The sequence below is a fragment of the Sphingobium sp. L-44 genome (assembly GCF_056859495.1).
On the sequence record NZ_JBSXOQ010000118.1, the window covers coordinates 29,667 to 51,370 of the forward strand.

Consider the following 21,704-nt stretch of genomic DNA (forward strand, 5'->3'; position numbering starts at 1 on the left):
TCAGCGATAGCCGGCTGCGGCGAGCAGGGCGACCAGGTCCATCCGCTTGACCTTGAGCGATTCCGGCGCCGACACGTCGATCCATTCGTCGGGCGAGTGACCCCGGCCGCCGGTCGCCGCGCGCGGGATGGTGATGGCCGGGATGCCCAGGCTCATCGGCACATTGGCGTCGGTCGAGCTGAAGCTCATCCGCGCGGTGACGCCTTCGGCAGCATAGGCGGCGGCGGTCTGGCGGACCAGCGCCGTATCGGCGGCAGTGCTGCCGGCCGGACGATCGCCCACCACCTTCTTGTCGACGCGGATCGGGCCTTCCTTGATCGAGCGGGCGCCATTTTCGGTCGCGACGGCCTTGTCCACCGTGACGAGGAACGCCTGTTCCAGCTTGGCCAGTTCGGCAGCACTTTCCGATCGCATGTCGACCTGCAGCCAGACTTCCTGCGGGATGGCGTTGACCGAGGAGCCGCCGCCCACGACGCTGGCGCTGTAGGTCGTCTTGGGCGACTGGGGCACCGGGATCTTGTAGAGATCGACGATCGCCTGGCTCATCGCCGTCATCGGATTGACCAGGCCGAAGGCGCCGAAGCTGTGGCCGCCGGGGCCGGTGAAGGTCAGGCGATAGCGCTTTGATCCGACGCCGCCATTGATCAGGCCATCGACCGAGCCATCGTCGATCGAGAAGAAGCTGGCGATGCGGTCCTTATATTTGCCCTTGTGGAACAACTGCTTCATGCCGCGCAGGTCGCCCAGACCTTCCTCGCCGACATCGCCGACGAACAATATGTCCATCGGCGCGCTGATATTGGCGCCGACGATCGCCTTGATGAGGCTGAGTTGGGTGGCGAGGCCGGCGACATCGTCCCCGACGCCGGGCGCGTGGAGCTTGTTGCCCTCGCGCCGGACCGTGACCGGCGTGCCTTCGGGAAAAACGGTGTCGAGATGGGCGGACACGACGATCAGCTTGCCGCCCGGCTTGCCGCTGCCACGGCGCAGGCCCAGCACATTGCCGCCCTCGTCAATCTCCACATCGGTAAGGCCGGCGGCGCGGAACATGTCGGCATAGGCCTTGGCCCGCGCCTCTTCCTTGAAGGGGGGCGCCGGAATCTGGGTCAGGGTGACGATGTTCTCGACCCACTGGTCATGTTCGGCCTCCAGCGCGGCGAAGGCGGCCTTGACCGCCGGGCGCGCGCGGATCGCGGCAATGGCGCGGGCATCGGCCGGTGCGGTCGCGCTGGTGGGCGTGGCGGCACGGACCGGCACCGACAGGGCCGTGCTGGCCAATATTATACAGAGCGCGAACCGCTTCATTCTGGACCCCTTTTATGATGGGCGCACCGGCGTGGGCGCCGGGGTCCGTCTAGCCGGGGAGGCGGGCGCGCATCAATGGCCGATATAGCGGCCAGGGCGGTGGTTGACGAACAGCACGGCGTTGATCGCGGCGGCCGAGAGGACGGATAGGCCAAAACGCTCGGCATTGAGGATCGGCAGCGAGGCGAGCAGGATCAGCACGTCGCAGGCCATCTGGGTGCGGCCGGCATTCCAGCCGCGCGATTTCTGCAGGATCAGCGCGACCACGCCGACGCCGCCCACGCCTGCGCCATGGCGGGCGATGGCCAGGATGCCGAAGCCAATGATCGAGCCACCGAACAGCGCGGCGAAGAAGGGGCTGATCCGGGCGATCTCCATCGCATAGGGCATGGCAAGGCCGACGCCCATGATCGCGATATTGGCGAACAGGGTCTTGAGGCCGAAGGCCATGCCCATCGCCCGCCCGGCGAACAGGAAGAAGGGGATATTGATCAGCAGGAACAGCGTCGCGGGCGACAGATGGATCAGATAGGACAGCAGCAGCGCGATGCCGGCCATGCCGCCGGTCACCAGCTTTGCCTGTTTCAGCAGCATCAGCCCCATGGCGATGAAGGCGCAGCCAATGGCGATCGCATAGAAATCCTCGGCAGGACTATGCGGCCGCGCGACATGGGCGGGCGGAACGGGCAGGGTAGGAGACGGCGCCGGGGGCGTCGGGTCGATCGAGGTCATGGCATGTCCGAAAAGCGTGAGCGCCCCGTGCCATCCTCTCTTGTCGTCTTTGTCCGCGCCCATAGTCGCAGATGGGCGTTCTGAAAAGAGGCGGGTTAGCCGGCATCCACCTGTTTCGGGCCGAAGCGGTCGATCGCTTCGAACAGGCGTGTGAGCGCGATCCGTTCCTCCGCGTGGATTTCCGGGCGCCAGACTTCGAACAGCAGGACGACGCGGGTGTCATTGCCCCGGTTCCATGCCTCATGTTCGATGCTGTCGTCGAAGATCAGCATTTCGCCCGGCGCCCATGCGCGGGTCTCTGCGCCGACCCGCAGTGCGCAATTGTCGGCCACGATCAGCGGCAGATGGCAGATCAGACGGGTGTTGAGCACACCATGATGGGGCTGGATATGGGTACCCGGTTTCAGCAGCGACCAGAGCGCCATGGGCGAGCGGCCGGCGATGACGGGCCGGGGCACCTGTTCCAGCGCGGCCATGACGGCCGGGCAGCGGGCGGCATGGTCCGCTACGATCTCGCCATCCTGCCAGAAATAATAGGCGCCCCAGGAGGGATCGTCGCGCAGCGGGTTGTTGGGCGCCGGGCGATCGATGGGCGTCTGGACATAGGGCGCGAAATCGGGCGCACCGGCGCGGACCGCGTTCAGTTCGGCGATGATGGCGTCGGTTGCCGCCTCTACCGCCGGTACCCAGGCAAATTCGTCGCGCTCGTAAAAGGCGCGCTGCGGCAGGCCAGGAAAATAGAACATGCTGGGCTGCTGGAGATAAAGCTGCGTCTTGCCCAGCAGCAGGTCGGTCGCCTGGGCAATGCGCGGGAGCGTGGGGAGGCCAGCCATCGCCGCGTCGAGATGATCCTCGAAATCCCGGCTGGCGCCAGCGATCGCCTCCTGCGCGCGTTGAAGCAGCGGTTGTAAAGCGGGCGGGGCACCATGGGCGGCGGCCTGTGCCAGGGCGCTGCGGAACCAGGATGTCGCGCCACGCAGATCGCCGCGCCGCTGGAAATTCTGCCCCATGGCGAGCAGCGCGGGCAGGTTGCGCATATCCTGTTGCAGGATGCGGTTGAGCGCCGCCTGTTCGCCGTCCAGATCGCCCAGCCGGTTGCAGGCCTGGGCCAGCAGCATGGCCGGAGGGTCTGCCATTTCGGAGAGGGTGGCGCGCGCCACCGCCGCGTCGCCGCGGCGCAATGCGGCGATCGCCGCGTCCTGCAAAGTCTGTTCGCGTACCCGATCCGTCATCCGCCCGCCTTAGCCAGCGGAACGGATGGAAGGAAGCGGCTTATTCGCAGGGCACCAGCGCGGGCTGGGCGCTGCGCCGTGCGGTGGCGATGGCGACCAGATAGATGGCCAGGCCGCCCAGCGACAAGGCGCAGCCGATCCAGCCGGTCGACACCAGGCCATAGCCCGCCGCGATCGATAGCCCGCCGAGCCAGGGGCCGAGCGCATTGGCGATGTTGAAGGCGCTGTGGTGCAGTGCGGCGGCCAGCGTCTGGGCGTCGCCCGCAACATCCATCAGTCGTGCCTGCAACGGCGTGCCCATGCCGCCGCCAATGCCGATCAGGAAGACGATGAGGCTGAGGCTCCAGATATTGCCGGCCATGAAAGGGAAGAGAGCCAGCGCAACCGCGCTCCACACGAGGATGCCGATGACGGTGCGGTTGAGCGCACGGTCGGCCAGCCAGGCAACGACGAGATTGCCGATCGTCATGCCCAGGCCAAAGACGATCAGGATCAGCGGCACCAGGGTTTCGGACACATGAGTCACCTCGATCATGGTCGAGGCGACATAGGTGTAGACCGCGAACAGGCCGCCAAAGCCGATCGCGCCGGTCAGCAGGGTCAGCCAGACCTGCGACTTGCCGAGCGCGCTCAGCTCGCGCATCGGGCTGGCCTTCGGATCACCGGCGTCGCGCGGAGCGTAGAGCGCGACCAGGCTCATGGTCAGCACGGCGAGCGCGCAGACCACGAAGAAGCCCGACCGCCATCCCAGTATCTGGCCCATCCAGTTGGCGACCGGCACGCCCAATACCGTGGCGATGGTGAGGCCCGACATCACCTTGGCGATCGCCAGGGTGCGCTTCTCGATCGGCACCAGGCTGGCCGCGACCAGGGCGGCGACGCCGAAATAGGCGCCATGGGGCAGGCCCGAAAGGAAGCGGAACAGCAGCATCCAGTGATAGCTGGGCGACAGCGCCGACAGGCCGTTGCCGACCGCGAACATTGCCATCAGCGCGATCAGCAATGTGCGGCGCGGCAGGCGCGCGGCAAAGGCGGCGATCAGCGGCGCGCCGACCACCACGCCCAGCGCATAGGCGCTGATGGCATGGCCGGCGGTCGGCAGGTCGATGTGGAGGTCGCGCGCGAAGAAGGGCAGCAGGCTCATGGAGGCGAATTCGGTCGTGCCGATTGCAAAGGCGCCCACGGACAGCGCGAAAAGGACGAGCGCGGGGTGCGCCTTGTGGGACTGGCTGCCCATGAGAAGCTCCATGCTGCAATGCAAAATGACGGAAGTCCGCCAGATGGGCCGAGTGACAGCGATGGTCAAGGCTGCATACGTATGAGATTCTTGCAACTGGCAACGCATCTGGTGCAACGCGGCATCGAATGACGCTTTTCCAATTAATCGTATATGGTATTCATTGAATATGGGCAGGAATGAGATGAACGGGCAGGGTGCCGTGCTGGCGGGGGCTGGCGCCGTGCTGGCGTCGCTGCTGTCGATGAACATGGGCGCGGCCTTTGCCAAGACGCTGTTCCCGATCGTCGGTGCCTATGGCATTGCGGCGCTGCGCATCTTCCTGGCGGCGATCCTGCTGATGCTGTTCCGGCGGCCATGGCGCCGACCGATCCCGGCCGATGTGCGCTGGCCGCTGCTGATCTATGGCGCGACCCTCGCGCTGATGAACCTGCTCATCTATCAGGCGTTCGCCCGCATCCCGCTCGGCATCGCCATGGCCATCGAGGTGACGGGGCCGCTGGCGATCGTGCTGTTCGGTTCGCGCCGGCCGCGCGATTTCCTGTGGCTGGGGGCGGCGGTGATCGGCCTGCTGCTGCTCTTGCCGCTGCGCAGCGACGCCGCGCTTGATCCTTTGGGTGTCATCTTCGCTGTCGGGGCGGCGGCCTGCTGGGCGCTTTATATCCTGACCGGCAAGCGGGTGTCGGGCGCGCTGCGCGGCGATGCGGTCGCCTGGGGCATGCTGGCGGCGGCAATCCTGGTGCTGCCGGTCGGGCTGACCCATGCCGGCGCGTCGCTCCTTTCGCCCTGGGTGCTGATGGTCGGGCTGGCGATCGCCCTGCTGTCGAGCGCCTTGCCCTATTCGCTGGAGATGGAGGCGATGCGGCGCCTGCCCGCGCCGGTGTTCGGCCTGTTGCTGAGCGCGGCGCCGGCGATCGGCGCATTGGCGGGCTTCGTCGTGCTGGGTGAGCGGCTGACGGCGCTGCAGGGCGTGGCGATATTCTGCATCATCGCGGCATCAGGCGGCAGCGCGCTGACGGTGCGTCATGCACCCGCAATCGAGGATGCGCCGCAATAGGGGGGCCGGTCAGCCGCTGACGACGGCCTTGCTGGTATCCAGCATCTTGCCGTTGGTGATGATGACCATGTCGCCGACCTTGGTGACGCCGAACAGCTTCTGCGCAAATTCCTTGGGCACGCCGATGCAGCCATGGGTGGCATAGCCCCATTTGACGTCGCTGCCGTGGATGGCGACGCCGTCGCTGGTCAGCCGCTGCATATAGGGCATGGGCGCGTTGTTGTAGGTGCTGGAATAATGGTCGGCGTCCTTCTGCATGATCGGGAAGGCACCGAGCGGGCTCTGCTTGTCGGTCGCGCCATAGAGGATGACGGCGGCGCCGATTTCATAGCCGTCGCGGAAGACGGAAAGGGTCTGGGCTTTCAGGTCGACGGTGATGATGACCGGCCCCTTGGCCGGCGCGCCTTCCTCGTCCCAGGCATAGTCGCCATGCTCGAAAGGCCCCTCGATCTTGAGCACGCGCTTGACCGCCAGGGCATGGGGATCGACCTTCATGCCCTGATCGCTGCGCCGTTCGACCAGCGGCAGCGGCTTGGGCGCGGCGGCGGCCTCGGCCGGTTTGGCCTGGGTCGCGTTGCCGGCGTTGCGATCAATCTTGTCGGTCAGCAGCAGCGCGCCGCCGCCCAGGACGGCGCCGATCAGCAGTTTCGGGCCAAGGCTGCGAGCCAATGTGCCGATGACGCCTGCCATGATCTTCCTCGCTTCATCCTTTGCCGGTCAAGCTAACAGCCTAACCGGCAAAGGTTAAGGTCAGCCTTCGCGCGCCACTTCGGCGGCGGCGATGGCGGTCAGGTTGAGGATGCCGCGCGCGGTGACGCCGGGCGTCAGCACATGGATCGGCTGGGCGGTGCCGATCAGCATCGGCCCGACCGTGGGCGAGCTGGACGAGGCGCCGAGCGCCGTCAGCGTGATATTGGCGGCGTCGAGGTTCGGCATCACCAGCAGGTTGGCCGGCCCCTCGAACCGGGAGTCGGGGATCAGCCGTTCGCGCAGCGCCTGGCTGAGCGCGGCGTCGGCGTGCATTTCGCCATCGACCGCCAGCTCCGGCGCGGCCTGGCGCACCAGGTCGAGCGCGGCGCGCATCTTGCGGGCGCTGGGGCTGTTCGACGCACCGAAATTGGAGTGCGACAGCAGCGCCACGCGCGGCTTCAGGCCGAAATGCTGCAACTCGGTCGAGGCCAGCAGCGTCATTTCCGCAATCTGGTCGGGCGTCGGGTCCGGCACCATATGGGTGTCGGTGATGAACAGCGCGCCGGCGTCGAGGATCAGGCCCGACAGCGCATAGATCCGGCTGTGGTTGGGCGCGCGATCGATGATGCGCAGCACATGTTCGACCTGGCCCCAATATTCGGAGCGGCCGCCGACCAGCGCGGCGTCGACCCGGCCGGTGCGCAGCAGCATGGCGGCGGTGACGGTCGGGCGGCGATAGACATGGCGCAGGATTTCGTCTGGCGGCACGCCCTTGCGCGCGGCGATGGCGCGATAGGCCTCGACCAGTTCGCGCATGATGTCATGATCCGTCTCGGGATCGATCACCTCGACATCGCGGTCGAGCTGGAAGCTGAGGCCCATGTCGGCCAGCTTTTGTTCCAGCAGGCGGCGGCGCGCGACGATGGTCGGCTTGACGATGCCTTCGTCCAGGCCGTCCTGGATCGCGCGCAGCACGCGCTCATCCTCGCCCTCGCCATAGACGATGCGGCACTGGCTGCCGCGTGCGGCATGGAAGACCGGCAGCATCAGCTGGCCCGAGCGGGTGTTCTGGTGCGACAGGGCGCGCTTATATTCTTCCAGGTCCAGCGTCTTGGTGGCGACGCCGCTGTCCATCGCCGCCTTGGCCACGGCACCGGCAATCTCGCCGATCAGGCGCGGATCGAACGGGGTCGGGATGATGTAATCGGCGCCGAACACCAGCTTGCGACCGCCATAGGCCTGCGCCACGCTGTCATGCGCGGGCATGCGGGCGAGGGCAGCGATCGCGTCGGCGGCGGCGACCTTCATCGCTTCGTTGATCTGGGTCGCGCCGCAATCCAGCGCGCCGCGGAAGATATAGGGGAAGCACAGGACGTTGTTGACCTGGTTCGGATAATCAGATCGGCCGGTGGCGATGATCGCGTCCGGGCGCACTTCGCGTGCGGCTTCCGGGCGGATTTCCGGTTCCGGGTTGGCGAGCGCGAAGATCAGCGGATTAGGCGCCATCAGCGGCAGCCATTCCGGCTTCAGCACGCCCGGCGCCGAAAGCCCCAGGAACAGGTTGGCGCCCGGCAGCACGTCGGGCAGGGTGCGCGCGTTGGTGTCGCGGGCATAGCGCGCCATGTTGGGCAGCATGCCTTCGCGGCCCGAATGGATGACGCCGTCCTTGTCGGTCATCGTCACATTGTCGATCGGCAGGCCCATCGAGACGAGCAGGTCGACGCAGGCGAGCGCGGCGGCACCGGCGCCCGAAGTGACCAGCTTGGCGTCGGCCAGGGTCTTGCCCTGCAGCACCAGCGCGTTGCGCACGGCGGCGGCGACGACGATGGCGGTGCCATGCTGATCGTCATGGAAGACCGGAATGTTCATCCGTTCCTTCAGGCGCCGTTCGATCTCGAAACATTCGGGCGCCTTGATGTCTTCCAGATTGATGCCGCCAAAGGTCGGCTCCAGCAGGGCGACGGCTTCGACGAACTTGTCGGTGTCGGTGGTGTCGACTTCGATGTCGAACACGTCGATGTCGGCGAATTTCTTGAAGAGGACGGCCTTGCCTTCCATCACCGGCTTCGACGCCAGCGCGCCGATCGCGCCGAGGCCGAGGACGGCGGTGCCGTTGGAGATGACCGCGACCAGATTGCCACGCGCGGTATAGTCCAGCGCCTTGGCGGGATCGGCAGCGATCTCCTCGCAGGGGGCGGCCACCCCCGGCGAATAGGCCAGCGCCAGATCGCGCTGGTTCACCATGCGCTTGGTCGGCTCGATCGCGAGCTTACCGGGCTGGGGAAGGCGGTGATAGTCTAGGGCGGCGCGGCGGGTGTTATCGTCCATGCGATGCGCCTTAGAGACTGTGTTCCGCTAGGGCAAGCCAGTGCGGTCCGTCCGCGACTCCCACGGCGGCGCAAGGGCATATTGCGCAGCAAGAAAGTCGACGAAGGCGGTGATGGCCAGCGGCGGATTGGCCTGTGGCAGTTGCACGGCATAGAGGGCGACGTCGCTCGACCCTTCATGATCGGGCAGGATCTGGCGCACGTCGCCCTGCGCCAGCGCGTCGCTGATGTCCCACAGTGAACGCAGCGCGATGCCGCTGCCCGACAGCGCCAGTTCGCGCACGACTTCGCTGCTGTTGGTGCGGATATGGCTGTGGCCGTCGATCGCGACCGACCCCTTGGGACCGATCAGGCGCCAGGGCAACTGGCCATCGGCGGCGAGCAGGCGGTGCTGCTTGAGGTCGGCGATGCGCCGCGGCGTGCCGAAGCGGTCGAGATAGGCGGGTGCGGCGCACAGGATGCGCCGATTGGGCGCCAGCCGCCGGGCGGTGAGGCCGGCGCCCGGATCGGCGGCGATGCGGATGGCCAGGTCCGCCCGGCTTTCGATCAGGTCGACATAGTCGTCGGACAGGTCGAGCCGCAGGTCGATGCGAGGATGGTCGTCCAGGAAAGGCTGGAGATAGGGGGCAAGATGCATGCGGCCAAAGGAGGTCGGGGCGGTGATTCGCAGCGGGCCGGACGCAATCGCCGACACGCCCGACACGCGACGTTCGGCTTCGTCGAGAGAGGCGAGGATCGCGCGCAGGTCGCTATGGAGCCGCTCGCCCGCCGGGGTCAGCGCGAGCCGGCGGGTGGTGCGGTGGATCAGCCGGGCGCCGAGCCTCTCCTCCAGCCGGGCCAGCCGCTTGGACATCATCGCGGGCGAGATGTGGAGCCGCCGTCCGGCGGCCGCCAGCCCGCCTTCATCGACGATGCTCACGAACAATTCATGGTCCGGGTCCATCATATTCGTTCACCACAGGAAAGTCTCTATTCGAATAATAGCGTCTACACGGCATAATTGGAAAGGCGTAAAAGGACGGCATAGCAAGGAGTGGATTGCATGACCGACCGTATGATTGAACGCGCCGGCCTGAAGGTTGCGCAAACGCTGGCCGATTTCATCGAGCAGCGCGCGCTGCCGGGCACGGGCATTGATGCCGCCGCCTTCTGGGCGGGCACTGCCGACATATTGGCGCGCTTCACCCCCGACAATGCGGCGCTGCTGCGCACGCGCGATGACCTGCAGACGCAGATCGACGCGTGGCATCAGGTGCGCCGGGGGCAGGCGCACAACGCCGCTGCCTATCAGGCCTTCCTGCGCGAGATCGGCTATCTGGTCGAGGAACCGGCGCCGTTCGGGATCGGCAGCGAGAATGTCGATGCCGAAGTCGCCCGCATGGCCGGGCCGCAGCTGGTTGTCCCGATCCTCAACGCCCGTTTCCTGCTCAACGCCGCCAATGCGCGCTGGGGCAGCCTGTATGATGCGCTCTATGGCACGGATGCCATTGCGGGCGCGGCTTCGGGCAAGGGCTATGACGCGGCGCGCGGGGCGCAGGTCATCGCCTGGGCCAAGGCGTTTCTGGACGATGCCGTTCCGCTGGCAACGGGAAGCTGGGCCGATCTGGCGGGCGAGGAAATCATCCTGGCCGATCCGGCGCAGTTTGTCGGCACGAGTGCGAAGGGCAGGTTGTTCCGCCATAATGGCCTGCATATCGAAGTCGTCTTCGACCCGGACCACCCGATCGGCGCGACCGACCCGGCCGGCATATCCGACGTCATCCTGGAATCCGCGCTGACCACCATTTGCGACCTGGAGGATTCGGTCGCGGCGGTCGATGCGGCGGACAAGGTTACCGCCTATGCCAACTGGCTGGGGCTGATGCAGGGCGACCTGACCGAGACGTTCGAGAAGGGCGGGCGGCAGATGACCCGCGCGCTCAATCCCGATCGCGCTTATGCTGCGCCCGATGGCAACAGCTTCACGCTGCCGGGCCGCAGCCTGCTGTTCGTCCGCAATGTCGGTCATCTGATGACCACGCCGGCGATCGCGCTGCCCGATGGGCAGGACGCGCCCGAGGGGATAATCGACGGCATCGTCACCAGCTTGATCGCGCTGCATGATCTGGCCAAGGCGGATGGCAACAGCCGCGCGGGCAGCGTCTATATCGTCAAGCCCAAGATGCACGGGCCACAGGAAGCGGCCTTCACCAACCGCCTGTTCGACGCGATCGAGGATATGCTCGGCATGGCGCGCCACACGATCAAGGTCGGTGTCATGGATGAGGAGCGGCGCACATCGGCCAATCTGGCGGCCTGCATCCACGCCGTCCGCGACCGGATCGTCTTCATCAATACCGGCTTCCTCGATCGCACCGGGGACGAGATGCACACGTCGATGCAGGCCGGGCCGATGATCCGCAAGGGCGAGATGAAGGCGAGCGACTGGATCACGGCCTATGAGGATCGCAATGTCCAGATCGGCCTCGCCTGTGGCCTGTCGGGCCGGGCGCAAATCGGCAAGGGCATGTGGGCGGCGCCCGATCGCATGGCCGACATGCTGGAGCAGAAGATCGGCCATCCCAAGAGCGGCGCCAACACCGCCTGGGTTCCGTCCCCAACGGCGGCGACGCTGCACGCGACCCATTATCATCGCATCGACGTCTTCGCCCGTCAGGAAGAACGCAAGGCCGAGGGCATCGCGTCGCTCGACAAGTTGCTGACCATTCCCGTCGCGGTCGGCCGCAATTTCTCCGAAGAAGAGATCGCGCAGGAACTGGACAATAATGCGCAGGGCATATTGGGCTATGTCGTCCGCTGGATCGACCAGGGTGTCGGCTGTTCCAAGGTTCCCGACATCCATGATGTCGGCCTGATGGAGGATCGCGCGACACTGCGCATTTCCTCGCAGCATATGGCCAACTGGCTGCTGCACGGCGTTTGCACGGCGGAACAGGTTGATGCCGCGCTGACCCGCATGGCGGCCAAGGTCGATGCGCAGAATGAAGCCGATCCGCTCTATCAGCCGATGAGCGGGCGCGAGGGCGAGAGCCTGGCCTTCCAGGCGGCGCGCGCCCTGGTGTTCGAGGGCGTCGCGCAGCCCAATGGCTATACCGAGCCGCTGCTGCACGCCTATCGCGCCCGCGCCAAGGCGGAGGAAGTCCTCGAGATAGCGTAAACTTCGCTGTCACTCTTTCCCATGCTGCGTTAGCCCTGATCGGGTCGCAGCATGGGAGAGGCGCCATGACCATCATCGTCCATCATCTGAACAATAGTCGTTCGCAGCGCATCCTGTGGCTGCTGGAGGAACTGGGCGAGGCTTACGAAGTGCGCCGCTATGAGCGGGACCGCAAGACGATGCGCGCGCCCGCCGCCCTGCGCGCCGTCCATCCGCTCGGCCGGTCGCCGGTGGTGGAGGTGGATGGCCATCGGCTGATCGAGACCGGGGCGATCATGGAATATCTGGTCGCGCGAGCCGGTGGTCGCTTCGGCGCGCCGACCGATGCAGAGGGCGCGATCCGCTGGCGCCAGTTTCTCCATTATGCCGAAGGATCGATGATGCCGCCGCTGCTGGCCCTGCTGGTGGTCGGCAAGCTGGGCCTGCTTGGCCGACCGGCACGGCCGACGGTGCAGGGGATGCTGGACGATCATCTCGACTGGCTGGAAAGCGAACTGGCAAGCCGGCCCTATTTCGCCGGGCCGGACTTCTCCGCCGCCGACATGATGATGAGCTTTCCGATCGAGGCGTCGCGGGCACGCGGCGGGCTTGACGAATCGCGTCCGCATCTGATCGGGTGGCTGGAGAGAATACAGGCGCGGCCCGCCTATCAGGCCGCGCTGCGCACCGGGGGACATTATGCTTACGCCTGATCGCCGCACCTTGCTTCGCTATGCCGCTGCCGGGGTCGCCACCGCGCTGGTCAGTCCGCGCCTGTTCGCGCAGGAAAAGGCGGTCGAGGCGCTCCAGTCGATCACGCGCGACGTAACCCCGATCGGCAAGGCCGAGCGCGCCGACCGGCTGGCGCGGGCGCAGAAGATGATGCAGGCACAGGGCATCGACGCGCTGCTGGTCGAGCCGGGCGCGAGCCTCATCTATTATAGCGCCATCCGCTGGTGGCGTTCCGAGCGGCTGACCGCGCTGGTCATTCCGGCCAGCGGCACGCCTCTGGTTGTCTGCCCCTTTTTCGAGAAGCCCTCGATCGACGAATCGCTCGCCATCCCGGCCGAGGTCCGCGTCTGGCAGGAACATGAAAGCCCCTATGCGCCGATCGCCGATTATCTGAAGGCGCGGGGCCTGGACAAGGGGCGGATCGGCATCGAGGAGACGGTCCGCTATTTCGCGGTCGATGGGCTGAAGGCCGCGCTGCCCGCCGCGACCCTGGTGAAAGACCCGGTGACCCGCGCCATCCGCATGCGCAAGACGGCGGCCGAGATCGCGCTGATGCAGAAGGCAGCGGACGTCACCATGGGCGCCTATCGCTGGACCTATCCGCAGGTGAAGGCGGGCATGACCCCTGCCGATATCGGCGCGCTGATGACGGCCGCGACCAGTGCGCTGGGCGGCAAGGGCGAGTTCAACCTGATCCTGCTCGGCGAAGCGACCGCCTATCCGCATGGTTCCGGGAAGCCGCAGTCGGTGCGCGCGGGCGAGGTGGTGCTGATGGATTGCGGCTGCACGGTCGAGGATTATCAGTCCGACATCAGTCGCACCTTCGTCTACGGCGCGGCACCCACGGCGCAGCAGCGCAAGGTGTGGGACGAAGTGGCGCAGGGGCAGCAGGTCGCGATCCGGGCGGCGAAGCTGGGCGTGGCGGCCGGCACGGTCGACGATGCGGTCCGCGCCTATTATGAGAAACTGGGCTACGGCCCCGGTTACAAGCTGCCCGGCCTGTCTCACCGCACGGGCCATGGCATCGGCATGGAGGGGCATGAGCCGGTCAACCTCGTCCATGGCGAGACGACCAAGCTGGACATCGGCATGTGCTTCTCCAACGAACCGGGCCTCTACCTGCCCGGCGCGATGGGCGTGCGCATGGAGGATTGCTTCCACATGACCGGGCAGGGGCCGCAATGGTTCTCCAGGCCGCCGGTGTCGATCGAGGAGCCGATGGGGTAGGTGTTGAGTTCTTCCTTTTCGGGCTTTGCTTATCGAAGCCTCAGTATTTCAACAAGAGATCGTAATAATGACGACTTCTGGCCCGATTGATTTGGATAAGCTTCTCGATACGGTCTGCGATGAAGCGACTTTCATCGAATTTATGCAGGCTTTGGCGGGTGATTTCGCTGCTGAACGGGAAGCCGAAAATGGCAATTCTAGCGGGCCATATGGCCCCGGCCATCTGGGCTGGGAAAATGGAACAGTCGATGATTTTTTGTTTGCTGCTGCGGCTTGGGGGCACATCAAAATGCTGACAGGTCAATCGGCTGCGGAGCCAAACCTATGGCGCCGATGTGCCCACATTCTCTACGCTGGGAAATTTTACGAGTAATCGCATCATTGTCTATTCCGTCATCCCAGCGAAGGCTGGGATCTCACTTTTCTTGAAGGCACCGAAAGAAGGACAGAGAGATGCCAGCCTTCGCTGGCATGACGGATGTTTCTGCACGACCAAATCCCCCGCTTGTGCGGCGGGCCGCTTCCCACTAAATCGCGCGCATGACCTCGACCAACGACATTCGCCGCAGCTTCCTCGATTATTTCGGGGCCAATGGCCACACCATCGTTCCGTCCGCGCCGCTGGTGCCGCACAACGACCCGACGCTGATGTTCGTGAACGCCGGCATGGTGCCGTTCAAGAATGTCTTCACCGGTCTGGAAACGCGCCCCTACAAGACCGCGACGTCGAGCCAGAAGTCGGTCCGCGCCGGCGGCAAGCACAACGATCTGGACAATGTCGGCTATACCGCGCGCCATCACACCTTCTTTGAAATGCTGGGCAATTTCAGCTTCGGCGACTATTTCAAGGAACAGGCGATCCATCATGCCTGGACCCTGCTGACCAAGGAATGGGGCCTGCCCGCGGAAAAGCTGACGACGACCGTCTATCACACGGACGACGAGGCGTTCGACCTGTGGAAGAAGATCGCGGGGCTCCCCGATCACAAGATCATCCGCATTCCGACCAAGGATAATTTCTGGGCGATGGGCGACAGCGGCCCGTGCGGCCCCTGTTCGGAAATTTTCTACGACCATGGCGACCATATCTGGGGTGGCCCTCCGGGATCGCCGGAAGAGGATGGCGACCGTTTCGTCGAGATCTGGAATCTCGTCTTCATGCAATATGAGCAGGAAGCCAACGAGATCGTTTCGGAACTGCCCAAGCCCTCGATCGACACCGGCATGGGGCTGGAGCGCATCGCCGCGGTGATGCAGGGCGTCCATAACAATTATGACATCGACACGTTCAAGGCGCTGATCGCCGAGAGCGGGGCGCTGACCCGCACCGCGACCGACGGCGAGTTCCAGGCCAGCCACCGCGTCATCGCCGACCATCTGCGCTCGACCAGCTTCCTGATCGCCGATGGCGTGCTGCCGGCGAACGAGGGCCGTGGCTATGTGCTGCGCCGGATCATGCGCCGCGCCATGCGCCACGCGCACATCATCGGTGCCAAGGATCCGCTGATGTATCGCCTGGTGTCGAGCCTGGTGTCGGAAATGGGCGGCGCCTATCCCGAACTGGTCCGCGCCCAGCCGCTGATCGAGGAAACCCTGCTGCGCGAGGAAACCCGCTTCCGCAAGACGCTGGAAAACGGCCTCAAGCTGCTGGACGAGGCGACCGCCGATCTGGCCGAGGGCGCGACCCTGCCGGGCGAGACCGCGTTCAAGCTCTATGACACCTATGGCTTCCCCTATGACCTGACTGAGGATGCGCTGCGCACCCAGGGCCTGTCTGTCGACCGGGCCGGCTTCGACGCCGCCATGGCCGAACAGAAGGCCGCCGCGCGCGCCGCCTGGAAGGGATCGGGCGAGAAGGCGTCGGACGAGATCTGGTACGACATCGCCGAAACGCTCGGCAGCACCGAGTTCATCGGCTATGCCTCGACCAAGGGCGAGGGCGAAGTGCTGGCCCTCCTCAAGGATGGCGCGCGGGTCGATACGGCGTCGGCCGGCGACAAGGTGACGATCATCACCAACCAGACGCCCTTCTATGGCGAGAGCGGCGGCCAGAATGGCGACGCCGGCACGATCACCACGCTGGGCGGCCTGGTGGCCGAGGTTGCCGACACGTCCAAGCCGCTCGGCCGCCTGCATGCACATCAGGCGACGATCAGCGCGGGCAGCGTCAAGGTCGGCGACACCGTCAACCTGACGGTGGATGTCGAGCGTCGCGATCGCATCCGCGCCAATCACAGCGCCACCCACCTGCTCCATGCCGCGCTGCGCAAGGAACTGGGCGGCCATGTCACCCAGAAGGGCAGCATGGTCGCGGCCGACCGCCTGCGCTTCGACTTCTCGCATCCCGAGGCACTGACCCAGGCGCAGATCGCCAAGGTCGAGGCCGATGTGAACGCGCAGATCCGTCATAATGACGAGGTCATGACCCGTCTGATGACCCCGGACGATGCGATCGCCGCCGGCGCAATGGCGCTGTTCGGCGAGAAATATGGCGATGAGGTTCGCGTCCTTTCCATGGGTAAGGGCGACGACCATAGCTATTCTGTCGAACTGTGCGGCGGCACCCATGTTCGCGCGCTCGGCGACATCGCCCTGTTCAAGATCGTGTCGGAAAGCGCCGTGTCTTCGGGCGTGCGCCGGATCGAGGCGCTGACCGGCGAGGCGGCGCGCCTGTGGCTGGTCGAGCGTGACGAGAAGCTGCGCCAGACCGCGGCCGCGCTCAAGACCACGCCGGAAGAGGTGCCCGCACGCATCGCCGCGCTGGTCGAGCAGAGCCGCAAGCTGGAACGGGAACTGGCCGAAGCCAAGAAGGCGCTTGCGCTGGGCGGTGGCGGTTCGGCCAAGCCGGCCGGTCCCGAGAAGGTCGGCAGCGTCGACTTCCTGGGCCAGGTGATCGACGGCCTCGACCCCAAGGAACTGCGCGGCATTGTCGACGGCAACAAGAAGGTGCTGGGCAGCGGCGTGTCGGCGGTGCTGGCCGTGGTCGATGGCCGCGCGACCATTGCGGTGGGCGTGACCGACGACCTGACCGGCAGCTTCAGCGCGGTCGATCTGGTCCGTGCGGGCGTTGAGGCGCTGGGCGGCAAGGGCGGCGGCGGCCGTGCCGACATGGCCCAGGGCGGCGGCCCCGATGGCGACAAGGCGCAGGCCGCGATCGACGCGGTCAAGGCCGCGCTCGCCAGCGTTCCGGCCTGACACGATGGGCAGGCGCGCCGCCGGTGCGCTTGCCGTCCCTATGCTGCGCCTGATCCTTGCATCCTGTCTGCTCGCCCTGCCAATGACGGCGCGGGCGGGCGAGGCGGTGACCATCACCTCGCCCGTGCCGTTGCCGGCCGCGCATGATCGCGCGCGCCTGTTCCTGGGCGGCAGCATCGACATGGGCAAGGCGACCGACTGGCAGCGCGACATGATCGCGGCGCTGGCCGACGAAAAGGTGACGATCCTGAACCCGCGCCGGGCCGACTGGAACCCGGCCTGGAAGCCCGAAGCCGGCGACCCCCATTTCCGGCAGCAGGTGGAATGGGAACTGGCCGCGCTGGACAGCGCCGACATCATCATCCTCTATCTGGCGCCGGGCACGCAGAGCCCGGTCAGCCTGCTGGAAATGGGCCTGCATGCGCGCGGCGGAAAATTGATCGTGCTGTGTCCCGACGGCTTCTGGCGCAAGGGCAATGTCGACATCACCGCGGCCCGCTATGGCGTGGAACAGGTGTCGACGATTGAAGAACTGACGCGCGTGGTGCGGCGACGCATCGGCGCGGTCAACACGGCGCTGCCCGCAGCCGATTGACCCGACCCTGCACGGCTGACAAGTTGCGATGCAGGGGGATATATGGCCAGCATTGCAAGCACATCGTCGCAGCCCAAGGGGATTGCGCCCGACCGTTATGAACGCGTCCTGGCGGTGGCGTCCGTCATCCTGCTCGCCGTGGTGCTGACCGCGATCGGGCGGGGGCATGGGCAGTGGGGGCAGGTGCCGGGCCTCGTCTGGTTCCATCTGCTGACGATCCTGGTCGCGCTGGCGCTGACGCCGGTGATGCTGTTGCGGCGGCGCGGCGACGGGCGGCATCGCTGGCTGGGCTGGGTGTGGAGCAGCGCGCTGTTCCTGACCGCGCTCGACAGTTTCCTGCTGCACGGGCCGGGCAGCCGGTTCAGCATCATCCATATCCTGTCGATCTTCACCCTGATCCAGGTGCCGATCATCGTGCTGTCGGCGCGGCGCCATGACCTCAAGCGCCACCGTCGGTCAGTGCGCGGCATGGTGACGGGGGCGCTGCTGATCGCCGGCTTCTTCACCTTCCCGTTCGACCGGATGCTGGGCCACTGGCTGTTTGGCTGAGTGGGGGCGCGGGCTGGTACCGCACCGAAAAATCGCCCTTTCGCGATTTTTGCAACAGGCTCTAAGAGGCTGCCATGGATCTGACAGCTTTGATCGACGATATCGTGGCCGCCATGGCCAGGGAGACGGAGCGGGGCACGGTCGCCAGCTATATTCCCGAACTGGCGAAGGTGGATGCCGGCCAGTTCGGGATCGCCATCGCCACCGCCGACGGGCGGCTGTTGACCGGCAGCGACGCTGACACCGGCTTTTCGATCCAGTCCATTTCCAAGGTGTTCGCGCTGACGCTGGCGCTGGGCAAGGTCGGCGACCAGTTGTGGGATCGGGTCGGGCGTGAGCCGTCGGGCAATGCCTTCAACTCCATCGTCCAGCTGGAGCAGGAACATGGCATCCCGCGCAATCCCTTCATCAATGCCGGGGCGATCGTGGTCGCCGACGTCAATCTGGGCGGGCATCAGCCGCGCGTGGCGATCGGCGAGATGCTGCGCTTCGTGCGCTATCTGGCCGGTGACGACGCGATCCGCATCAATGAGGAGGTGGCCGCGTCGGAAACGGCGACCGGCTATCGCAACATGGCGCTCGCCAATTATATGCGCGCCTTCAACAATGTCCGTCATCCGGTCGATCTGGTGCTGGGCAGCTATTTCCATCAATGCGCGATCGAGATGAGCTGCCGGCAACTGGCGCTGGCGGGCCGTTACCTGATGCTCGATGGGCGCCATCCCGAGGGCGGACGGGTCGTGTCGCCCAGTCGCGCGCGGCGCATCAATGCGCTGATGCTGACCTGCGGCCATTATGATGCGTCGGGCGATTTCGCCTTCCGGGTCGGCATTCCCGGCAAGTCGGGCGTGGGCGGCGGCATATTGGCGATCGTGCCGGGCCGCGCGACGATCGCGGTCTGGTCGCCGGGCCTCAACACCAGCGGCAACAGCGCGCTGGGCACCAAGGCGCTGGAGATGCTGGCGCGGCGGACCGGCTGGTCGGTGTTCAGCCCGCCCGAAGTGCATCAGGGCTGACGCGGCGACGCGACAGTCGAAGTTCACAGTGTCGTCAGCATAGAATTGGGCCATTTGCACCGGAAACGCGCCTGCCACGCGCCACCGACGCGACAGTGACGTGACAATCGGGGCACGGCCACGCACCTTCGACGCGACAGTGAAGCGACAGCCAGGCGACAGCGACGCAACAGTCACTGCCGATCAGTCGCGATGTAGTGAGTGCGTTCCATCGGCAAGGATAGAACAGAGACAGGCGCAATAGGAAAGCCCTAGCGCCTCAGGGCACTTCGTCCTGACGCAGGCGGCGCAGGCGGGGGGCGGATTGTAGCTGGGCGGCTTCCTTGATGCCGACGCGCAGATCCTCGCGCGCCTGATGGATCGACGCGATCACCGGCCCCATGGCGACGCCAAGGTCGACCAGCGCGGTTTCGGCCAGTTGCAGCGAGCTTTCGAGCGTTTCGGGCACGGCGTCGCTGGCGCCGGCCTTGTAGAGCTGGGCGGCATGATCGGCATCGCGGGCGCGGGCGATGATCGGCAGGTCGGGCACCCAGCCGCGGACCCGCTTGGTGACCCGCACCGACAGGACCGGATCGTCCATCGTCAGGATGAGCGCGCGGGCATGGCCGAGGCGCAGGCGATCGAGCATTTCCGCACGCGCGACGTCACCGAAAAGGATCGGATAGCCCAGGCGCCGGGCCTCGGCGACGACATCGGGATCGGATTCGACGACGATGAAGCGCTGGCCATGGGTCTTGAGCAGGTCGCAGACCATCTGGCCGACCCGGCCGAAACCGATGACGACGGCCGCCGCCTCGGTCTGGTCCGGTTCGGTCTCGACCCGTTCCTCGCCAATGGCATTTTCCAGCCGCTGGGCGATGTCATGGCCGAAGCGCGCCAGCAGCGGCGTGATGGTGAGGCCGATGGCGGTGACGATCTGCCAGAAGGCGGCGGTGGAGGGGAGGATCAGCTTGGCCGCCGCCGCCGCGGACAGCACGATCAGCGTGGTTTCCGACGGGCTGGACATCAGCACGCCGACTTCCAGCGCGACGCCCTTGCGCACGCCCGAGAAATAGAGAAGCAGGCCGGTGACCAATGTCTTGGCGACGACGACGCCCAGCACGGCGAGCAGCAGGCTGGGCCAGTTGGCGAGGATGACGCGCAGGTCCAGGCTCATGCCCACGGTGATGAGGAAGACGCCGAGGGCGAGGCCCTTGAACGGCGCGGTCATCACCTCGACCTCGCCATGATAGTCGGTCTCTGCGATCAGCAGGCCCGCGAGCAGGGCGCCGACGATCGGCGACAGGCCAGCGATGGAGGTGGCAAGGCTGGAGAGGATGACGACCAGCAGGCTGGCGGCGAGGAAGACTTCCGGGCTCTTGGTGCGCGCTGCCTGGCGGAAGATATGGGGCAGGAAGATGCGGCCGAAGACCAGCATCACCGCGATGGTGAGGCCGCCCTTGAGCAGGGTGGTCGCCAGTTCGTTCCAGGCGGCGTCGGGGCTCGTCGCGACCGATGGCGCCAGCGCGCCGAGCATGAAGATGATCGGCACCAGCGCCAGATCCTCGAACAGCAGCATCGAGAAGGCGGAGCGGCCGACCGCGCTCTGGGTGCCGACCATCGGTAGCACCACGGCGGTGGAGGACAGGGCAAGGGCAAGGCCGAGGCCGATCGCGCCGGCGGTCGGCTGTCCCAGCAGATAGAGGCCCATGGCAATGAGCGCGGCGCTGCCCAGCAATTCGGTCGCGCCGACGCCGAACACCTGCGCGCGCATGCTCCACAATCGCCGGAAGCTCAGTTCCAGCCCGATGGAGAAGAGCAATAATATGACGCCCAATTCGGCAAATGGCTCAATCGCCGCCCGATTGGAGATGGTGACATGATAGAGCCAGGGATATTGGCCGACCAGCGAGCCAAGTCCTGCCGGACCGACGGCAAGTCCCACCAGGATGAAACCGATGACGGGACTGATGCGGAAACGGGCGAAACCGGGAATGACCAGGCCCGCTGCACCCAGGATGACGAGGGAGTCGCTGAAGCTCTGGGGATTGATTGCATCGGTCATGAGGCATCATTGCGGGTGACGCACGGAAATGCCAGCCTTTTGCCAAAAGAATTCCGGGCAAATCGCCAGCGCAGGCGGGCGCGGTGCGATGTGACATTTGCGTTACCGGCCTGTAATTTTCCGGACATCCCGACGCAAAATCGGCGGCGCTAGAAGGGCGGTCGGATTTGCTATGGACGAATGGTGATGGGAATGATGGCTGCGCCGCTGCAAGATGCGCCGATCAGTGCCGGGGATATCCTGATCTGGGCAAGGGTCGAACAGGCCCTGGCCGGCAAGAATGCGGCCCTTGCGGCGCAGATCAATGCCCGCGCATGCGGCCGCAGCATGAGCTCCACCGCCGATGTCGAGATTGCGTCCGAACTGGCGCGGATGGACGAGGGGCTACTGGTCAGGCTGTGGCTGGGCGCCGACGATCCCGAACATCCGACCCGCCGGGAAATGCTGGCGCTCGATCGCCTGGCGCTGATCAGCGCCGATTTCTGAGCGGCGAGGCAAGCCGCCTGGTGCGGACGATGGGACTTGAACCCATATTCCCAGGGGGAGGCGGATTTTAAGTCCGCTGCGTCTACCGATTTCGCCACGTCCGCGCTGCGCCTTCCCCTGAAGGCTCAGGCGCGGCAGGTCAAG

General features: G+C 66.0%; 18 protein-coding genes and 1 tRNA gene. 10 read left to right on the forward strand and 9 right to left on the reverse strand.

Features of this window, described 5'->3' with window-relative positions:
* The 4 genes from AC13EK_RS21800 to AC13EK_RS21815 all read right to left on the reverse strand — a co-directional run bounded on the left by AC13EK_RS21800 (position 1) and on the right by AC13EK_RS21815 (position 4,506).
* On the reverse strand, positions 1-1,305 hold the full coding sequence (locus tag AC13EK_RS21800) for a M20/M25/M40 family metallo-hydrolase (protein WP_069338108.1): 1,305 nt from the start codon (positions 1,303-1,305) through the stop codon (positions 1-3).
* A 72-nt stretch (positions 1,306-1,377) separates the two neighbouring features.
* Complete coding sequence (locus AC13EK_RS21805) at positions 1,378-2,037, reverse strand: YitT family protein (protein ID WP_170828734.1); 660 nt, start codon at positions 2,035-2,037, stop codon at positions 1,378-1,380.
* Between the two features lie 95 nt (positions 2,038-2,132).
* Positions 2,133-3,269, reverse strand: a complete 1,137-nt coding sequence (locus tag AC13EK_RS21810) for an aspartyl/asparaginyl beta-hydroxylase domain-containing protein (protein ID WP_069338110.1) — start codon at positions 3,267-3,269, stop codon at positions 2,133-2,135.
* A gap of 40 nt (positions 3,270-3,309) precedes the next feature.
* Entirely contained in the window at positions 3,310-4,506 is a 1,197-nt protein-coding gene (locus tag AC13EK_RS21815; RefSeq protein WP_069338111.1) for an MFS transporter, read from the reverse strand.
* Between the two features lie 184 nt (positions 4,507-4,690).
* Here AC13EK_RS21815 and AC13EK_RS21820 point away from each other — a divergent pair, with 184 nt between their 5' ends.
* Entirely contained in the window at positions 4,691-5,563 is an 873-nt protein-coding gene (locus tag AC13EK_RS21820; RefSeq protein ID WP_069338112.1) for an EamA family transporter, read from the forward strand.
* 9 nt (positions 5,564-5,572) lie between these two features.
* Here the strand turns inward: AC13EK_RS21820 and AC13EK_RS21825 are convergent, their stop codons facing one another.
* The 3 genes from AC13EK_RS21825 to AC13EK_RS21835 are packed head-to-tail and all read right to left on the reverse strand — an operon-like array spanning position 5,573 to position 9,526.
* Positions 5,573-6,253 carry a L,D-transpeptidase family protein gene (locus AC13EK_RS21825; protein WP_010337124.1) on the reverse strand — a complete coding sequence of 227 codons (681 nt, stop codon included), beginning with the start codon at positions 6,251-6,253 and terminating at the stop codon, positions 5,573-5,575.
* Positions 6,254-6,313: 60 nt separating this feature from the next.
* The gene (locus AC13EK_RS21830; RefSeq protein ID WP_004207688.1) at positions 6,314-8,581 is read right to left on the reverse strand and encodes an NADP-dependent malic enzyme; all 2,268 of its coding nucleotides are present in this window, start codon (positions 8,579-8,581) and stop codon (positions 6,314-6,316) included.
* Between the two features lie 27 nt (positions 8,582-8,608).
* A complete protein-coding gene (locus AC13EK_RS21835) occupies positions 8,609-9,526 on the reverse strand; it encodes a LysR family transcriptional regulator (protein ID WP_069338113.1) in 918 nt (305 codons plus the stop codon).
* 96 nt (positions 9,527-9,622) lie between these two features.
* On the opposite strand from AC13EK_RS21835, the gene AC13EK_RS21840 reads away from it, so the two are divergent.
* The 8 genes from AC13EK_RS21840 (at position 9,623) to AC13EK_RS21875 (ending at position 19,030) form a co-directional block, all read left to right on the forward strand.
* Positions 9,623-11,737 (forward strand): malate synthase G, encoded by a 2,115-nt coding sequence (locus tag AC13EK_RS21840; RefSeq protein ID WP_069338114.1) that lies wholly within the window; start codon positions 9,623-9,625, stop codon positions 11,735-11,737.
* Positions 11,738-11,802: 65 nt separating this feature from the next.
* Positions 11,803-12,429 (forward strand): glutathione S-transferase family protein, encoded by a 627-nt coding sequence (locus tag AC13EK_RS21845; RefSeq protein WP_069338115.1) that lies wholly within the window; start codon positions 11,803-11,805, stop codon positions 12,427-12,429.
* The gene (locus tag AC13EK_RS21850) at positions 12,416-13,675 is read left to right on the forward strand and encodes a M24 family metallopeptidase (RefSeq protein WP_069338116.1); all 1,260 of its coding nucleotides are present in this window, start codon (positions 12,416-12,418) and stop codon (positions 13,673-13,675) included. Before AC13EK_RS21845 ends, AC13EK_RS21850 begins: the two co-directional genes overlap by 14 nt.
* A 67-nt stretch (positions 13,676-13,742) precedes the next feature.
* On the forward strand, positions 13,743-14,048 hold the full coding sequence (locus AC13EK_RS21855) for a DUF7660 family protein (RefSeq protein ID WP_081331782.1): 306 nt from the start codon (positions 13,743-13,745) through the stop codon (positions 14,046-14,048).
* Positions 14,049-14,215: 167 nt separating this feature from the next.
* Positions 14,216-16,870, forward strand: a complete 2,655-nt coding sequence (gene alaS / locus AC13EK_RS21860; protein ID WP_069338118.1) for an alanine--tRNA ligase — start codon at positions 14,216-14,218, stop codon at positions 16,868-16,870.
* Between the two features lie 40 nt (positions 16,871-16,910).
* Positions 16,911-17,465, forward strand: a complete 555-nt coding sequence (locus AC13EK_RS21865; protein WP_069338119.1) for a nucleoside 2-deoxyribosyltransferase domain-containing protein — start codon at positions 16,911-16,913, stop codon at positions 17,463-17,465.
* A gap of 42 nt (positions 17,466-17,507) precedes the next feature.
* A complete protein-coding gene (locus AC13EK_RS21870; RefSeq protein WP_069338120.1) occupies positions 17,508-18,014 on the forward strand; it encodes a DUF2306 domain-containing protein in 507 nt (168 codons plus the stop codon).
* 74 nt (positions 18,015-18,088) lie between these two features.
* Positions 18,089-19,030 (forward strand): glutaminase, encoded by a 942-nt coding sequence (locus AC13EK_RS21875; RefSeq protein WP_069338121.1) that lies wholly within the window; start codon positions 18,089-18,091, stop codon positions 19,028-19,030.
* Between the two features lie 259 nt (positions 19,031-19,289).
* On the opposite strand, the gene AC13EK_RS21880 is transcribed toward AC13EK_RS21875, so the two are convergent.
* Positions 19,290-21,074 (reverse strand): cation:proton antiporter domain-containing protein, encoded by a 1,785-nt coding sequence (locus AC13EK_RS21880; RefSeq protein WP_004207677.1) that lies wholly within the window; start codon positions 21,072-21,074, stop codon positions 19,290-19,292.
* A gap of 192 nt (positions 21,075-21,266) precedes the next feature.
* Between AC13EK_RS21880 and AC13EK_RS21885 the strand changes: the two genes are divergently transcribed.
* The gene (locus tag AC13EK_RS21885; protein WP_483022386.1) at positions 21,267-21,560 is read left to right on the forward strand and encodes a hypothetical protein; all 294 of its coding nucleotides are present in this window, start codon (positions 21,267-21,269) and stop codon (positions 21,558-21,560) included.
* Positions 21,561-21,578: 18 nt separating this feature from the next.
* Here the strand turns inward: AC13EK_RS21885 and AC13EK_RS21890 are convergent.
* Positions 21,579-21,664: transfer RNA gene (locus tag AC13EK_RS21890), tRNA-Leu, on the reverse strand.
* Positions 21,665-21,704 lie beyond the last annotated feature (40 nt).

Excerpts from the sequence above, each read along its gene's own strand:
- AC13EK_RS21800 (WP_069338108.1), bottom strand. The coding sequence starts at position 1,305 with ATGAAGCGGTTCGCGCTCTGTATAATATTGGCCAGCACGGCCCTGTCG.
- AC13EK_RS21805 (WP_170828734.1), bottom strand. The coding sequence starts at position 2,037 with ATGACCTCGATCGACCCGACGCCCCCGGCGCCGTCTCCTACCCTGCCC.
- AC13EK_RS21810 (WP_069338110.1), bottom strand. The coding sequence starts at position 3,269 with ATGACGGATCGGGTACGCGAACAGACTTTGCAGGACGCGGCGATCGCC.
- AC13EK_RS21815 (WP_069338111.1), bottom strand. The coding sequence starts at position 4,506 with ATGGGCAGCCAGTCCCACAAGGCGCACCCCGCGCTCGTCCTTTTCGCG.
- AC13EK_RS21820 (WP_069338112.1), top strand. The coding sequence starts at position 4,691 with ATGAACGGGCAGGGTGCCGTGCTGGCGGGGGCTGGCGCCGTGCTGGCG.
- AC13EK_RS21825 (WP_010337124.1), bottom strand. The coding sequence starts at position 6,253 with ATGGCAGGCGTCATCGGCACATTGGCTCGCAGCCTTGGCCCGAAACTG.
- AC13EK_RS21830 (WP_004207688.1), bottom strand. The coding sequence starts at position 8,581 with ATGGACGATAACACCCGCCGCGCCGCCCTAGACTATCACCGCCTTCCC.
- AC13EK_RS21835 (WP_069338113.1), bottom strand. The coding sequence starts at position 9,526 with ATGATGGACCCGGACCATGAATTGTTCGTGAGCATCGTCGATGAAGGC.
- AC13EK_RS21840 (WP_069338114.1), top strand. The coding sequence starts at position 9,623 with ATGACCGACCGTATGATTGAACGCGCCGGCCTGAAGGTTGCGCAAACG.
- AC13EK_RS21845 (WP_069338115.1), top strand. The coding sequence starts at position 11,803 with ATGACCATCATCGTCCATCATCTGAACAATAGTCGTTCGCAGCGCATC.
- AC13EK_RS21850 (WP_069338116.1), top strand. The coding sequence starts at position 12,416 with ATGCTTACGCCTGATCGCCGCACCTTGCTTCGCTATGCCGCTGCCGGG.
- AC13EK_RS21855 (WP_081331782.1), top strand. The coding sequence starts at position 13,743 with ATGACGACTTCTGGCCCGATTGATTTGGATAAGCTTCTCGATACGGTC.
- alaS (WP_069338118.1), top strand. The coding sequence starts at position 14,216 with ATGACCTCGACCAACGACATTCGCCGCAGCTTCCTCGATTATTTCGGG.
- AC13EK_RS21865 (WP_069338119.1), top strand. The coding sequence starts at position 16,911 with ATGCTGCGCCTGATCCTTGCATCCTGTCTGCTCGCCCTGCCAATGACG.
- AC13EK_RS21870 (WP_069338120.1), top strand. The coding sequence starts at position 17,508 with ATGGCCAGCATTGCAAGCACATCGTCGCAGCCCAAGGGGATTGCGCCC.
- AC13EK_RS21875 (WP_069338121.1), top strand. The coding sequence starts at position 18,089 with ATGGATCTGACAGCTTTGATCGACGATATCGTGGCCGCCATGGCCAGG.
- AC13EK_RS21880 (WP_004207677.1), bottom strand. The coding sequence starts at position 21,074 with ATGACCGATGCAATCAATCCCCAGAGCTTCAGCGACTCCCTCGTCATC.
- AC13EK_RS21885 (WP_483022386.1), top strand. The coding sequence starts at position 21,267 with ATGATGGCTGCGCCGCTGCAAGATGCGCCGATCAGTGCCGGGGATATC.